The organism is Paenibacillus aquistagni (assembly GCF_900177815.1).
Lineage (GTDB): Bacteria > Bacillota > Bacilli > Paenibacillales > Paenibacillaceae > Paenibacillus_B > Paenibacillus_B aquistagni.
This window is the reverse complement of sequence record NZ_FXAZ01000004.1, coordinates 397,939-412,649: the sequence shown is the minus strand read 5'-3', so window position 1 is coordinate 412,649 and position 14,711 is coordinate 397,939. Positions and strand designations below refer to the sequence as shown.

The following is a 14,711-nucleotide window of genomic DNA, read 5'->3' as shown; positions in this document are numbered from 1 at the left end:
ATTTCTAAATTAGTAGCTTGGATCGATTTCGAGCTTCACCACTTGCTGCTGAGTAGTCAACACTTCATGAACAGACACCGCTTCAGCCAGAATATGCTTCATTCCCTTGTTCGCTCTTGAGGTAACCATCGCTGCAACGGATACGTCCCTAATCTCCTCAAGATCCGGCAGATCCCGGTAGAACACAGGCAGCTCTTTTTCTTTGATCTCATCAAGATTCCACACGCCTGCATCAATGCGGCGGGACATAATGCTAGTTACGATTTGACTATATGGCATCTCAATGAGCTTTACCTGCTTCCCTTCGCATAAGCGTTTGGTAATCAGCCATTGATCCGTTGACTTGGGATCAATCGCGACCGTCATTCCATCTTCTATCTGGACGTACTTCTCATCTGCTACAACTAAGATGTGCTTAGACAGATAGCTGTGAGGGCCAAACTCCATTGCAATATCAAGCTCTTCACCCGATTCAATCGCTTGTCTTGCGGCAAGCAAGGACACGATGACAAAGTCATAGGCTCCCTTTGCAAGCATTTGTAAACGGATACGCGAGCCTCTGACATAGGCCATGCTTAGTTCTGCGCCAAAGTGCTGGAAAGATTGATACAATCCTGAAGCAAGACCTTCATAGAGCTTGGAATAAGGAAGGGGCATCGCACCCGAGCATATATCAAATCCGGTATGCGCCCAAATCTTCTTATAATCGATATCAACAACGTAAGAGCCGGAATGTCCCTTGCTCTCGACCGTAATCGCACCTGCTTGCTTCAACCGATTCAGCGCATTTTGAATCGTGCCGCGTGCGAACCCGATTTCCTTTTCATATTCAGAGATCGTTTGCAGGCGATCCCCTTTTTTCACGGTCATCATCATTCGTGCAAGATGCATCAGCGCAAGGCCGCTTTTTTGATACAGATGGGTATTCATGGATCACATTCCAACTCCTATGGCTTTCATTTTTAAAAGTACAAAATAATGTATATTGGTTTTTTTAAGCATATCATCTTCATTTGTTCATGTAAAGAATACCGCGGGGCTGCGGCTATCGAAAGGAGTGATGCCTACTGCAGTGAAATGTACGTTGATGCTTATGCTCGCAACATCATGTAAGATCGCCATGCCTGCTTCAAGGGGAAGTCATATGGTTTCATCCATCACACAAAGATGAAGGAGATGTTGTCTGTGAATAAAAAAATGGTATTTATGCTTGTAAGCCTGCTTGTCCTCATGTCCGTGCTTGCTGGCTGCGGCTCTTCTAATTCGACAGCGGAATCAAATGGTTCCAAGGCCAATCAGTCGACGAACACTTCTGGAGAAAACAAAAGCGAGGCAGAGCCTTTTGAAGTCGTCCTCCGTCATATTCACATTCGTGACACAGCCAAGCAAACGCTCGCTATTCTTCAAGATGCTGTCAAAGCGACCGAGGCGGATGTGCCAGGTCTCAAGATCTCCTTGGATGGTGTTGAAGACGCTGTCAATCGAGATGTGAAGCTCAAGGCAGAGATGGCTGCGGGAAACCAGCCCCCCATCTTCAGCCTTTTCGGAGGGGCAGATACGGAGAACTATTCCAAAGCAGGGCGCTTGCTGCCGCTAAACGATATTTTGACTGAACTCGGCATTCAAGACTCCTTTTTTGACTTAAGAGAGTTTACCGTGGATGGGAAAATATATGGCCTTCCTGAGTCCGGATATATTGAAGGCTTCTTCTATAATAAGAAGCTATTTGAGCAAGTCGGAGCTTCGGTTCCTGCCACGTGGGATGAGCTTGTTGATGCTATGGAGAAGCTGAAGGCTGGCGGCATCACTCCTATTGCCATGGGTGCAGGCAGCGGAGATGGCTGGGTCATCAACATGCTTGCAAATAGTATGTTTGTTGCGCTCGGAGGACCAGAACTTCAAGAGGGCTTTGCGACGGGGGCTGCCAAATGGACTGATCCAGCCGTTGTCGAAGCATTCAAGCGCATCGAGTTCCTGGTTCAGCATCAATACATTGACCCAAACGTGCTCGGCTTGAAGTTCCCTCAGGGTCAAGCCAACTTCTATACGGGCAAGGCCGCAATGCTGTTTGACGGCAGCTGGGCGGTAAATGCCATTACCGGAGAGTCCTCTACGGTAAAAGATGATGCTGGATTTTTTCGCTTCCCTGATGTAGGCGGCAAAGGAGACGGTTATATCAATGGCGGCTGGTCCAACGGCTATGGCTTCTCTGCCGCTGTAAATGAACGGGAATTACAAGCGGTGAAGGCTTTCATCAAGAACTTCTTCAGCATGGAGAATCAAAAGCGCACGCTTGTAGAAACGAGCCAAATTGCTTCCATGAAGGGCATAACCGATATACAGGGCGCTAACGATCTGATCAAGACCATCGGCGAAGCACAAGGTTCCGCCAAGGGAGCATTTCCTGCTTTTGACTCCGTCGTGCAGCCGCAAGTCAAGGTCGCGCTTGAGACCAACATGCAGCAATTGCTTGGGGGCAAGGTAACTCCTGAGCAAGCCGCGGAGAACATGCAGAAGGTCCAAGATGAAGCAAATGCTGCAAGCAACTAAAGCAAAGCATAGGGAGCCTGCTTGGCTCCCTACATCCTCGCAAGAGAGAGTTGGTGGATTACGCATATGAAGAATATTCAACGCAATTACTGGGCTTATGTCATCTTTGTCGTGCCTGCCCTGCTCATCTATGTGACCTTTTACTTGTACCCATTATTCCAGTCCTTGCAGTATTCTCTAACCAAGTGGAACGGCATTAATGACCCTGTCTTTGTGGGGCTCAGCAATTTCGCGAAAGCTATTTCTGATGAACAATTCTGGGTTTCGTTTAAAAACAACATCTACTTTGTCCTGTTCTCGGTGTTTATCCAGGTTCCGTTTATTGTCTTTATCTCCATTATCGTGAGCAGCGCCAAGCGCTTTTTGAACTTCTACAAGCTGACGGTCTTTCTGCCCTGCATCTTATCTACCGCCTCTATCGGCGTGATCTGGCAGTTCATCTATTCACCAGACGCTGGGCTGCTCAATCAGCTGCTGACTGCAGTCGGCTTGGAATCCTGGAAGCGCATATGGCTGGGCGACGAGGCGACAGCGTTCCTGTCTATCCTTCTGACCAACGGATGGCAGTGGACTGGCTTCTATATCGTATTAGTGCTTGCCGCCATCTTTGCGATCCCCAAGGAAATGCTTGAGGCGGGTGAGATGGATGGCGCAACAGGTTGGAGGAAGGCATGGCTGCTTACAATTCCGCTCATACGCCCTGTCATCATGGTTACCCTGCTCCTGTCTATTACAGGCGCGATGAAGGCACTGGATATTATTTTGATCATGACCAAGGGAGGCCCCTTTGGCAGCTCAGAGGTGATGGCTTCCTATATGTATAAGCAAGCCTATACAATCAATGATTTTGGCTATGCCAATGCGATTGCGGTTATTGTGAGCTTGTTTACTGCCGTGCTCTCATTGATTTTTCAATATATCAACGTCAAGACAAGGGAGGCCAGTGAGTAATGACATTCAAAAAATTAAAACAAGCGGCACCTCATCTGGTACTCCTGCCTTATATCTTAATCGTGCTGTACCCCCTATGGTTCGTCATTCTTGCTTCCATGAAAAACAATACCGAAATATTCAATGACCCTTGGGGACTTCCCGCTGCGCTCAGCTTGCAAAATTACCGGGATGCGCTAACCAATTCCTATATTGGGCACTACTTTGCAAACAGCTTATTCATTGGCGTGACAGCCACGCTGTCCACCCTCTTCTTGTCTATGACAATCGCTTATGCCGTGACAAGAATGCGATTTCCTGTGCTCAGCAAAGCCGTGTATGGTCTTCTCTTGATCTCGCTGTTGATCCCGCCGGCATCCTTATTGATACCGTTATATACATTGGTCAAGGATCTCGGCATGTACAACACGCCTATGGCGCTCATCTTTCCTTATATCTCATTTGGCATTCCGCTTACCGTGTTTGTGCTCGCAGCCTTTTTAAAGTCCATTCCAAACGAGCTGGAGGAAGCCGGTGTTATGGATGGGCTAAGCACATTCGGCATTCTGGGCAGAATCATCATGCCCCTCACGCAGCCTACATTAGTCACCGTGTTTATTCTGAACTTTATCAACAATTGGAACGAATTCGTGATGGCCAACCTCTTCTTATCCAACGAGAAGCTTAGGACGCTGCCCGTCGCCATCGTTGCCTTCGCGGATAAATTCAATATGAATTATGGGGCCATGACCGCTGCTATTGCGATCAGCATCATTCCTGTCATCATTATCTTCGCGATCTTGCAAAAGCAGATTATCGAAGGTGTGACGGCAGGCAGCGTGAAGGGGTAGCTGCTTTTGTCAGCACGGCTTTTTGCAACATATGCAGCTCTCAGTGTGCGGTTCGACGCCGATGGCGGCAGCCAGCCTTCTCAGTCGCCCTGCTGTTGCTCCAGATGCTGCAATTACTCCATTCATAGCTGTAATGGCAGCTTTAATTCCATAGTAATCGTAACGGTTATTGCAGCTGTAATCGTACCTAGAATCGCATACAGCAGAGGGGCTGTCCGCTTGCCATACTTGGCAAGCAGCAGCCCCTCTATTCCCTATCCCAGCCTCACATTAGATGCCTGGGATAGCCGAGCGCTTATGCTCGGTCTTCTTATATTGACGCTCAATCTTCTCTCTTGCATCATCAGATACCGGCTTGCCCTCGAGATAGTCGCTATTCTCCTCATAGGAAATGCCAAGCTCCTTCTCGTCGGTCTGACCTTCCCACAAGCCAGCAGTCGGCACCTTATCAATCACGCTGCTAGGAACACCCAAGTAGCGAGCCAATTGACGCACTTGACGCTTATTCAGCGAGGAGAGCGGTGTAATATCTACAGCGCCGTCGCCCCACTTCGTATAGAAGCCCGTGAGCGCCTCAGAAGCATGATCGGTGCCGACAACGAGCAGATTAAGGTCGAATGCCAGCGCATACTGTGTAACCATGCGCACACGAGCCTTGACATTCCCTTTGCCCGGAATACTGATATGACGATGAATGTTTAATTGCTTGAAGGCTTGCTCCGTCTCAAGGGAAATCTCATTGACCGCATCCTCAATGTTCGTCTCTACCGTATGCTTCAGCTTGAAGGCTTCCGCAACGGCATAGCTGTCTTGAATGTCCGCCTGCTCGCCATAAGGCTGAAATACGCCAAGCGTCATGTAAGGCTTGCCTGTCTCTGCCGCAAGCTCATCTGTAGCGAGCTTGCATAGCCCAGCCGCAACGGCACTGTCAATCCCTCCGCTGATCGCGATCAATAGACCGCTTGTGCCTGCGTCCGTCACGTACTTCTTCAAGAAATCCACACGCTTGCGAACCTCTTCTGCTTCATTAATCTGAGGGCTGACCCCAAAGCGTTCGATAATCTCTTGTTGTAGGCTCATCTCCGTGTTCTCCTTTCCAATGCTCCAATATTGTGCAAAAATCCCCGCACATTCACATGCGCGGGGGCTTTCGTCCTTCTATGAGGTTCTATTTGCAGAAGCGCTCGTAAGCAGCCGTCAAATCAGCGGCAATCTCCTCTGCAGAGCGATTCTCCACACTATGGCGCTCGATAAAGTATACGAGCTCCCCATCCTTCATCAACGCAATGGATGGAGAAGATGGCGGATACGGCGCAAAGTATTCGCGCGCCTTCGCTGTTGCTTCCTTATCTTGTCCAGCGAACACCGTAAACAAATGATCCGGTGCTGCATCAGCCTCCAAGGATTGGCGAACGCCTGGACGACATTGTCCCGCAGCACAACCACATACGGAGTTCACCACGACTAGGGCTGTGCCCTTAGCAGTTGGAAGCTGCTCTTCCACTTCTTCTGCTGTGCGCAGCTCGATAAAGCCAACCTTCGTCAACTCATCACGCATTGGCTGGACCATATCACGCATATATTGCTCGAATGACATCGACATCCTCGTTCACTCCTAAAGTAAAGTATGTTCCGATAGACTCATCACACAACTCTATCGGTAAATATTGTACCATGCCTAGAAGTGAAAGCAAGGGTAACCGGACAACATGTTCGAGCTACACGGATGGACGGTTCGGTCCGTCTAGCTTCTTATCCGGCATACTGGAAGCATTTTTTAGTCCACGGTTCGCCTTCTCTTGCATCTCTTGCTCTTTGGATTTGTTGTTGCTCACAAATATCCCTCCCTTCCCACATATAAGTCAAGGCTATTATGTGCGGGCAGTGACAGGATTATCCGGTGAGCATGCCAACAAGGAGAGCAGATCACTCTTATAAGGCTGATTCTGGTGCCTATTTTCACTTTAAGCCTTCTGAATATTCTCCAGGTCTTGTTCTTCCTTCAGCTTCGTTTGCACTCTGCGGCGCTCCCGCTCGCGGGTAATGAAGTAACAGCAGATCAATAAAAAGACATAGAGCCATTGGGTGCCGGAGAGTCCCATCCACGCGATCTCCTGCACAGTCATCAGGCTCAGGAGCAGGCCTGAGGTGCCCATCAAGAGCGTGCTGTACTGCGCATCCTTAAGCGAGCCAAGAGGTCTCCTTAATAACCACAGCACCAGCAGCACGATCATCGCTACGAAGGCTTCAATCGGCGGCAAGGCCTCGGCAATTCCGCCCGGCAGAGGGAAGGCCGTCATCCCTGGCGCCGTTCTGCCAATATAGCTGTACAAGAAGCCATATCCCGCCATCCACATCAGATATCCTTGTGCTGCAAGGTCCGTCAGCACAGCCAATGACAGCTCTTGCTTGCGTACATACAGAATGGACCATGAGAGCAGGCCGATGACCAGCAGGACATTGCCATTCATGGAAGCACCCGATAAAAATAATAACGCTTTCGGCTGCTCCCATAATACAGATGGCGAATCCCATAAGTAGCCGAACTTCTCATTCAGCAGCAGCGCAAGCATCACGGTCATAGCCCATTCCACCCAAGGCTTGGCTGATTTGTTTTCTAATTTCAGACGAAGCATCACGGTCACTGCCGCGAGAATCAGCGCGCCAATCAGTGCGAGCAGATCTCCCTTCAAGGCTAGTGGCCCAAGCTGTATGACATCCATATCGTCCTCCCAATCATGTTGTTAGATTGCCTGCGGCTGCAGCATCGCTTGCAGCGTATCTTCGGTTCGGAAGGAAACAATAAAGGTCGTGCCTTGGCCCTCCTCCGATTCCACGCGAATCGTTCCGTTATGCCGCTCCACGATACTTAAGCATAACGGCAGGCCAAGCCCTGTTCCTTTGGTTTTTGTCGTGAAAAAAGGTTCAAAGAGCTTATCCAGTGTGGCCTTCGGAATGCCGGGTCCGTTATCCTTCACGATCAGGTCAACGCCTTGCCCTTCATAACGAGTCTCGATAATCAAGCTGCCCTTCTCGTCCATGGCCTCCATCGCATTGCGCGCCAAATTCAACAGCAGCTGCTTGATCTCCTTCGGATTAAGAAGCAGCTCTGGCACACATTCCTGAAGCTTCAGCATAATCTCCTGACCTCTAAGATTCGCATCCGCTTGAAGCAGCGGAGAGATTGTATTGATGAGGTCATGCAGATGGATTCTTTCTTTTTCCACGATACGGTTCTGAGCCAAAGACAAGAAGTCATTGATAATACTATTAGCTCGGTCCAGCTCCTCCATTACGATCTTGTAGTAGTCATCAAGATGGTCTGGACTCTTCTGCTTCATTAATTGGATAAAGCCTCGAACGACAGCCATAGGATTGCGGATCTCATGCGTAATGCTGGCTGCCATCTGGCCAACCAGGCTCAACCGCTCCATATTGCCCATCTCCGCACGAAGCTGAACGAGCTCCGTAATATCATGCATCATTGCAACAGCGCCGACAATCTCTCCTGTCTCTTGATTCTTCATCGAAGCGGCGCGGATGAGATAAGTCCGATCTTCAACCGTAATCACATCGCTCTGCAGGCTTTCCCCACGCAAGACGCGATGCACAAGCAGTTCCTGGCCGCGCCAGAACCTTGTCGTCTGTATGACGCTGTGGTACTCTCTGCCAATCAGGTGGTTGCCCTGCGGTATATTGTCTTCACGGAAAAGCATAGACAGCATCATCTGATTGATACCTGTAATACGCTCGTTTGCATCAACGGATATAACGCCAAGCGGCGTCGCATCGATAACCTGATGCAGCTTATGGGCCTCCTGGCGATACTGCCGCCAGACCGAGATATAGCCCTGCTGGAGATAAGCCTTTTCTCTTGCGCTCTCAACAAAGTATACGACAAGTCCCGCCGCCCCAAGAAATACAGCACCAAAGATCGTCATAAACAATAGAACTTCCATATCAAATATAATCGTATGATTCCACAATGCAATGACATAATAGACAAAATACAGCAAAATACCAAGCACCGCGAAGCTCATGACAATGTATACACGCTTGCGTGTGCCAGCCTGTCGAAATTTGCTGATATACAGAAATAAAAACGGTGTCAAATAAATTAAGGCATCGCTCCACATGGCAACAGGATAATCGGCGAAGCTGAATCCGATCAGCACAAGAATGTAAAAGCCAACGATGAAGCTCCCCATCAAATACCCACCGTACAAAATACCTAGCGTATAAGGAATAAGCCGAAAATCAAATGGTTGGACCGTTGCCTTAAAATAATAAAAGGAGAGCATCATGCACAGCAGCACCGATAAGGATGAGAAAAATCCAATGTTATAGTGAGCCTTAGAAATACGCTCCGGCTTCATCGTGTAAATCTGGCAGGAAAAAGCCGGAAGATAAGCAATGAACACCTGAAGCAGTGTTTCCTTTAAAGCAGCGTACATAATCTCCCTTCTTCCGCTGGTTATTTCTGCCTGTATTAAAACATACTCATGCTGTTAAAACAATCACTAAAGTACATCTTTTAACAACTTTTTATGTTTTTTGGTTGCAATCGACATGAACAAGGCTACAATGATACAAGAAAACTTTCATTTTAATATGTAAAATTGATAATCGAACCTGTAAAAAAGGAGTCTTTCATGCAACCCATTCAAGTCATCGTTGTTGGAGGCGGGCCTTCCGGCCTCATGGCAGCCATCGCTGCCGCTGAGCAAAAAGCGAAGGTCACCCTTGTCGATAAAGGAAACAAACTCGGCCGCAAGCTTGCCATATCTGGGGGCGGGCGATGCAATGTCACGAATAACAAGCCCATAGATGAACTGATTCGCTACATCCCTGGCAATGGGCGCTTTCTTCACAGCGCGCTGCAGCATATGAACCCAGAGCGAATTATTGCTTTTTTTGAACAGCTTGGCATTCGCTTGAAGGAAGAGGACCATGGACGCATGTTCCCTGTATCCGATAAGGCCAAGACCGTCGTAGATGCGCTGATTGGAGAAGCCGTCCGCTTAGGCGTTCAGCTTCGGACCAATGAACCTGTGGAGCGTCTCTTGTATGAAGATGGGGCCGTAACCGGCGTCGTGCTGCACAATCAGGCCGTGCTGGAGGCTGATGCTGTCATTTTGGCCACGGGAGGCTGCTCCGTTCCCCATACAGGATCGACAGGAGACGGCTATCCTTGGGCTCAAGCTGCGGGACATACGATTACAGAGCTGTATCCGACAGAGGTGCCTCTAACCTCGAATGCCTCATTTATTCGGGATAAGGTGCTTCAAGGATTATCGCTGCGCGACATTGCTGTTACGGTATGGAATGAAAAAGGAAAGAAGCTCGTGACTCATGAAGGAGATCTAATCTTTACTCACTTTGGATTATCAGGGCCTGCGGCGCTGCGATGCAGCCAGTTCGTAGTGAAGGAGCTTAAGCGCTCTGGAAGGGAAACGGTCTCCATCTCTATCGACCTTAAGCCTGAATTAAGCGTTGAGGCGATCAGCCAATGGGGACTGAATATCTGGTCAAAGGAGCCCAAAAAGGCGATAAAGAACATTATCAAGCAGATGATCCCTGAGCGCATGGCACCGCTGCTTCTGAAGATGTCCGATATCGATGAAGCAACTACGTATGATCATGTGCAAAAGAAGCAGTGGGCGGAATGGTGTCAGCTCATCAAAGCCTTCCCTATGAAAATAAGCGGAACACGCTCATTAGAGGAAGCTTTCGTAACAGGCGGGGGTGTAAACCTCAAAGAAATACATCCAAAGTCCATGGAATCAAAAGTCATAAGAGGACTGTTTTTCTGCGGGGAAATACTTGATATTCATGGATATACGGGTGGCTACAATATTACAGCAGCCTTTGCGACAGGCTATACAGCAGGTCATCATGCCGCTCAACAGGAGTTAGGCGGTTAGGCCGTTGATAGCAGCATGCAGGAGCATGGTATGAAACCATAGCTCCTCCTGCTTGCTGCAAGTTGTATACCAGCGGCCCACTTACAGATGCACACCGCCAGGAAATTGATTGCTGAGCTCATCATCCCACCCGATCGCTTCTTCCTCTCGATGGGACAAGTCGTCTCCTCTTGGATCAACTACTGCGTAGGCAGCATCATCCGCCCAATCTTCATTGACAAGATGTGCGGGTATCGGGATCATATGCATCCCGTATGCCTCATCCATTACGTTCATTTCAGACCTGCCAGCCTCCTCAACCAACTGCCCGCCACAAGCCTCGGCAATCTCCAGCGCTGAGGTCAGATCCTGACGTTCAATATGAATATGCAGCAAATGGCCTTGCTCTCTGACAGGATCATACCCAAGCTCCTGCAGCGTATCAAAGGCATGCGAAAGACCTGCCGCATCCTTGAATTGAAATCTTAGTACGGACTGTTCCATAGCCATCCTCCTCAAGGGAATTAACCTTATGGTTAGCGTACCCAATGGAGAAGGAATCATGCTTATGGTTGTTGATTCATTGGGCATCAAGCATCAAGCATCACGCTGTCGCATCAGAAGCTGGCGGCTTAGCATGTTCCTTGCGCTTATAGCCAATCATAGTCATTATGATGCGCGCAAGAAAGAGCGCAGCGCATGCGCCAGCCAAGCCATATACGAGCGCAGCCAGAAAGGATTGAAGGATAAGTCCAAAGGATAACCCCCACAAAAGCCCCGGCAGCAAGGCATTGACTGAGGTGAAATGAAAAGCTGCTTCGCTAAGCACCGACCCATCAAATGTGAACATATTCCATACGTCGCTGTCAACGAGCTCACGCCAATACATATTCAACCATACCCCTAAAATTATACAAAGGACGGGAAATACGATATACCCGAGTACAGGCAAAGCTGCTGCACTAACAACTATCGCAAAAAGGCCGACTCCAAGCAGCTGCCAGTAAAAGATCATATGAGAGGAGCTGCGCCACAGCGTCTTCACCCCGATAGCACCAACCTGTTGGCCTGGACGTTTCAATTTATACAAGTAACCGGAACGGCGAAAGAGCAGGGGCTTGCTTCCCTTACGTTTACGCTGCTTCACATCAACGGCTTGTTTAAGCAGCATCGCTGTCAGCTTCATTTTAATCTCAAGCTCTAGATCCACATCCCGCTCATAGGTGTACATCACATGGACGCGCCAATAAGAAAGAAGCAGCACGGCCAGAATAACGGCGATCAGCGCGCAACCAAACACAAAGGGATGCATAATGATATAAGCGGTCATCGCACGAAAGGCAAGCAGCAGGACAAGATTCCAAAGCCATCCGGCCAGCACTCGCCACATTCCTGCAAGCTGAACGTGAATGGCATTCTTGACGAGCGCAAACAGCATGGACATACTGATGCCCCACAAAAACAGCCGCAAGAGCATCACACTGGAAAAATCATAGCTATTTCTCAGCAGCGGCATAATCAATAACATGAGTACGCCGAAGCTTGCAAGCTGGCGAATGCCGAGTTCCAGCAGTCCAAAGCGGACGAGTGAATGGATCCAATCAGGGCGTTGACGCAAGAACAGAATATCCCCTGGCTCTGCCCACGTCCGAAGTCTGGCAAAGAACAACGGGAAGAGGAATGGATACAGCCAGATGCTGCTCACTTGGCTTAAGATTGGGGGCAATACTGGTGTCTCCCACCATTCCAGATAGAATTTCGATCCCAGCAGGACGGCGGGAATGACAATATACAGCGCTACGGTCCAATCGATGACCGTACGAATCGCCCTCCACTGATAGTTTAGGTTCTTGCGATAGCGTCGAACAGCCAGCTTCCAAGGCGTCATCATGTTAACACCTCGAAAATATCCATAAGGGTTCCCTTTTCAAGGCCGCTTTGTTCACGCAGCTCATCCAAGGTTCCATTGGCGATCATTCGTCCGCCATGAATAAGAATAAAGCGATCACAGATACGCTCAGCCGTATCCAAGACGTGCGTGCTCATCAATACCCCTGCGCCCTGCTCTCGCTCCGCACTCAGCATATCCAAGAACCGTTTAGTTGCCCTTGGATCAAGGCCTACAAAGGGCTCATCCACTATATATAAAGAAGGCTTCAGCATAAATGCGAGAATCAGCATCAGCTTCTGCTGCATCCCCTTAGAGAAGCTTGTCGGATACTGATGCAGTACATCCTGCATCTGAAAGCGCTCCGTTAATTCCCGCTCCACTTCATCATACTGCTCCGGCGTCATGTTGTAAGCTGCCGCAGCAAGCTGAAGATGCTCCTTCATCGTCATCGTCTCGTACAAGACAGGCTGTTCCGGGACATAGGCATATTTCCCTTTGCCGTCATCGCCTATCTGAATATTTCCCTTCACGACCCTCATTACGCCAAGGATGGTCTTCATCGTCGTGCTCTTGCCTGCACCGTTAGGTCCAATCAAGCCTACTAATTCTCCAGGATTCACATGAAATGAAATTCCGTGAATCTTAATGTCTTGCGGACTATAGCCCGCTTCTTCAATATGAACCTTAAGTGCGCTCATTCCCTCATACCCCTCTGATCTGCAAATCCACAGCTACTCCGTTTATGATCATTGTACATGCTGTTCTAAGCATTCACCTATTGACTTGCTCACATCTTCGATTAGGAGGGAACGCGCACAACGAGCTTCCCGATGTTCTGATTGCTCTTCATTCTGGCATGAGCCTCATTGACCTCAAAGGACTCATACACGCTATCAATGATTGGTACGATCTCACCGGTGCGGAATTTGGGCATAACCCATTCCACAAAGTCATTCTTAAGCGCTACTTTACGCTCATGCGGGATTCCTCTCAGCGTGCTTGCGATAAGATGAATTCGCTTAAGCATGGCAGGCATTAGATCTACTTGATCGATCTTCGAGCCACCCATCGTTCCGTAGAGGACCATGCGGCCATCAAGCGCCAGCACCTCCATGTTATCCTCCCAATAAGCAGCGCCAACCGGGTCCATCACCAGCTCTACGCCATGGCCGTTCGTTTCCTTAAGTATGATTTCTCGAAAAGACTGTTCTTTATATAAAATAGCAAGCTCTGCGCCTAGATCCTTCACCACTTCAATCTTCTCTTCCGATCCAGCCGTCGCGTACACCTTTGCGCCAACTGCCTTCGCAAGCTGAATGGATGCTGTACCGACCCCGCTTGCCGCTGCATGAATCAGTACCCGCTCTCCGCTCGATAATCCTCCTAGCTGGAGCATGTTCAAGTATGAAGTGAGGTACACTTCCGGAATCGATGCCGCTTGATCCAGATGAAGCTCCTCTGGCACTTCAATCGCGATATCTGCTTTGATGGCTGCATATTGGGCATAACCCCCTCCTGACAATAACGCCATCACGCGATCACCGACACGCCAGCCGCTTACATCCTTGCCGATCTGCTCTACCGTACCCGCCATCTCAAGCCCTAGGATCGGAGAGGCATCTGGCGGTACAGGGTATAACCCCTCCTTCTGATGAAGATCTGCCCGATTAACGGCTGTTGCATGCACGCGAACGAGCAGTTCATCGTCTTTGCATATCGGCTTCTCGACATCTCCCCAATACAGGTTATTGGACTCATCCACCAAACAGGCTTTCATCGTTTGTTCCATGACTCGACCTCCTCTTTTACATTACTTCTATACTTTAACCATAATCTACAAGCAAGAAAACTTCAAATTTTTTGTGTTCAATCTTTCACAAATGTGATTAATGATATATTTTCAGCTATCATTTTCATACTAAGATGAAATCGTAACCATTCGTTTAAGGTGGGATAACCATGCATGACTATTTTGATCGTGAAACTGAGGTATCCTTGCACTTGTTTCGTGTATTCTCCAAAGCATTCAAGAGCATCTCGGATCATTCCGCCACATGCTGCAAGAATGAAGGTTTTAATCCGACGGACTTTGCTGTTCTTGAAATACTCTACAATAAAGGTGCTCAGCCCATTCAACAGATCGGCTCCAAGCTGCTGCTGCAAAGCGGCAACGTTACTTACGTCATCGATAAGCTAGAACGCAACGGCTTTCTTCGCCGTCATCCTTGCGCCAAGGATCGCCGCGTTATCTATGCGGAGCTGACAGAGAAAGGCAAAGAAGCAATGGGCAGAATCTTCCCTCGCCAAGCGCTTATGCTGAATCGGGCATTAAGCGGCTTGTCTCTTGAAGAGAAAGAGATGGCGATCGAGCTGTTGAAGAAGCTTGGCATGCAGGCAGAGAAGCTTGGACATTCGCCTGCGAAGAAAACGGTGTAAGGCTTTAGAAGTTAAAGCCAAGCTGGATGCATCTAAGCATGTACCTCATGACCAGCTTGTATTTTCTTTTCAACATAACGCCCCCTCTCATGACAGCATGAACAGCATCCAAGAAAGAGGGAACAGCAAAAGAGCCGGTGGCAGCACCGG

The 14,711-nt window shown here is 48.9% G+C and carries 15 protein-coding genes; 5 read left to right on the top strand and 10 right to left on the bottom strand.

Going from position 1 to position 14,711, the window contains the following annotated elements:
* Positions 1 to 9 precede the first annotated feature (9 nt).
* On the bottom strand, positions 10 to 930 hold the full coding sequence (gene yhfZ / locus B9Y93_RS15860) for a GntR family transcriptional regulator YhfZ (protein WP_085495784.1): 921 nt from the start codon (positions 928 to 930) through the stop codon (positions 10 to 12).
* A gap of 255 nt (positions 931 to 1,185) precedes the next feature.
* On the opposite strand from yhfZ, the gene B9Y93_RS15855 reads away from it, so the two are divergent.
* From B9Y93_RS15855 to B9Y93_RS15845, 3 genes are all read left to right on the top strand, one after another.
* The gene (locus B9Y93_RS15855) at positions 1,186 to 2,550 is read left to right on the top strand and encodes an extracellular solute-binding protein (protein ID WP_244903431.1); all 1,365 of its coding nucleotides are present in this window, start codon (positions 1,186 to 1,188) and stop codon (positions 2,548 to 2,550) included.
* Positions 2,551 to 2,616: 66 nt separating this feature from the next.
* Positions 2,617 to 3,501, top strand: a complete 885-nt coding sequence (locus B9Y93_RS15850) for a carbohydrate ABC transporter permease (protein ID WP_085495782.1) — start codon at positions 2,617 to 2,619, stop codon at positions 3,499 to 3,501.
* Positions 3,501 to 4,331: a carbohydrate ABC transporter permease gene (locus B9Y93_RS15845; RefSeq protein WP_085495781.1), complete on the top strand. Its 831-nt coding sequence runs from the start codon at positions 3,501 to 3,503 to the stop codon at positions 4,329 to 4,331. Before B9Y93_RS15850 ends, B9Y93_RS15845 begins: the two co-directional genes overlap by 1 nt.
* A gap of 270 nt (positions 4,332 to 4,601) precedes the next feature.
* Here the strand turns inward: B9Y93_RS15845 and nadE are convergent, their stop codons facing one another.
* The 5 genes from nadE to B9Y93_RS15825 all read right to left on the bottom strand — a co-directional run bounded on the left by nadE (position 4,602) and on the right by B9Y93_RS15825 (position 8,785).
* On the bottom strand, positions 4,602 to 5,411 hold the full coding sequence (gene nadE, locus B9Y93_RS15840) for an ammonia-dependent NAD(+) synthetase (RefSeq protein ID WP_085495780.1): 810 nt from the start codon (positions 5,409 to 5,411) through the stop codon (positions 4,602 to 4,604).
* An 88-nt stretch (positions 5,412 to 5,499) separates the two neighbouring features.
* Positions 5,500 to 5,934, bottom strand: a complete 435-nt coding sequence (locus B9Y93_RS15835; RefSeq protein ID WP_085495779.1) for a BrxA/BrxB family bacilliredoxin — start codon at positions 5,932 to 5,934, stop codon at positions 5,500 to 5,502.
* A 115-nt stretch (positions 5,935 to 6,049) separates the two neighbouring features.
* Positions 6,050 to 6,166 (bottom strand): spore protein, encoded by a 117-nt coding sequence (locus B9Y93_RS24745; RefSeq protein ID WP_217809695.1) that lies wholly within the window; start codon positions 6,164 to 6,166, stop codon positions 6,050 to 6,052.
* 129 nt (positions 6,167 to 6,295) lie between these two features.
* Positions 6,296 to 7,054, bottom strand: coding sequence for a hypothetical protein (locus B9Y93_RS15830; RefSeq protein ID WP_085495777.1), 759 nt, complete (start codon positions 7,052 to 7,054; stop codon positions 6,296 to 6,298).
* A 21-nt stretch (positions 7,055 to 7,075) separates the two neighbouring features.
* Complete coding sequence (locus tag B9Y93_RS15825) at positions 7,076 to 8,785, bottom strand: two-component system sensor histidine kinase NtrB (protein WP_085495775.1); 1,710 nt, start codon at positions 8,783 to 8,785, stop codon at positions 7,076 to 7,078.
* A 198-nt stretch (positions 8,786 to 8,983) separates the two neighbouring features.
* Here B9Y93_RS15825 and B9Y93_RS15820 point away from each other — a divergent pair, with 198 nt between their 5' ends.
* The gene (locus B9Y93_RS15820; RefSeq protein WP_085495773.1) at positions 8,984 to 10,255 is read left to right on the top strand and encodes a BaiN/RdsA family NAD(P)/FAD-dependent oxidoreductase; all 1,272 of its coding nucleotides are present in this window, start codon (positions 8,984 to 8,986) and stop codon (positions 10,253 to 10,255) included.
* 81 nt (positions 10,256 to 10,336) lie between these two features.
* Here the strand turns inward: B9Y93_RS15820 and B9Y93_RS15815 are convergent, their stop codons facing one another.
* From B9Y93_RS15815 to B9Y93_RS15800, 4 genes are all read right to left on the bottom strand, one after another.
* Positions 10,337 to 10,738 carry a DNA/RNA helicase gene (locus B9Y93_RS15815; protein ID WP_085495771.1) on the bottom strand — a complete coding sequence of 134 codons (402 nt, stop codon included), beginning with the start codon at positions 10,736 to 10,738 and terminating at the stop codon, positions 10,337 to 10,339.
* A 100-nt stretch (positions 10,739 to 10,838) separates the two neighbouring features.
* Positions 10,839 to 12,125, bottom strand: coding sequence for an ABC transporter permease (locus B9Y93_RS15810; protein WP_085495769.1), 1,287 nt, complete (start codon positions 12,123 to 12,125; stop codon positions 10,839 to 10,841).
* Positions 12,122 to 12,823, bottom strand: a complete 702-nt coding sequence (locus B9Y93_RS15805; RefSeq protein WP_085495767.1) for an ABC transporter ATP-binding protein — start codon at positions 12,821 to 12,823, stop codon at positions 12,122 to 12,124. The genes B9Y93_RS15810 and B9Y93_RS15805 overlap by 4 nt, the downstream gene beginning before the upstream one ends.
* A 101-nt stretch (positions 12,824 to 12,924) precedes the next feature.
* Entirely contained in the window at positions 12,925 to 13,914 is a 990-nt protein-coding gene (locus B9Y93_RS15800) for an NAD(P)H-quinone oxidoreductase (RefSeq protein WP_085495765.1), read from the bottom strand.
* A 170-nt stretch (positions 13,915 to 14,084) separates the two neighbouring features.
* Between B9Y93_RS15800 and B9Y93_RS15795 the strand changes: the two genes are divergently transcribed.
* A complete protein-coding gene (locus tag B9Y93_RS15795) occupies positions 14,085 to 14,561 on the top strand; it encodes a MarR family winged helix-turn-helix transcriptional regulator (protein WP_085495763.1) in 477 nt (158 codons plus the stop codon).
* Positions 14,562 to 14,711: the final 150 nt, after the last annotated feature.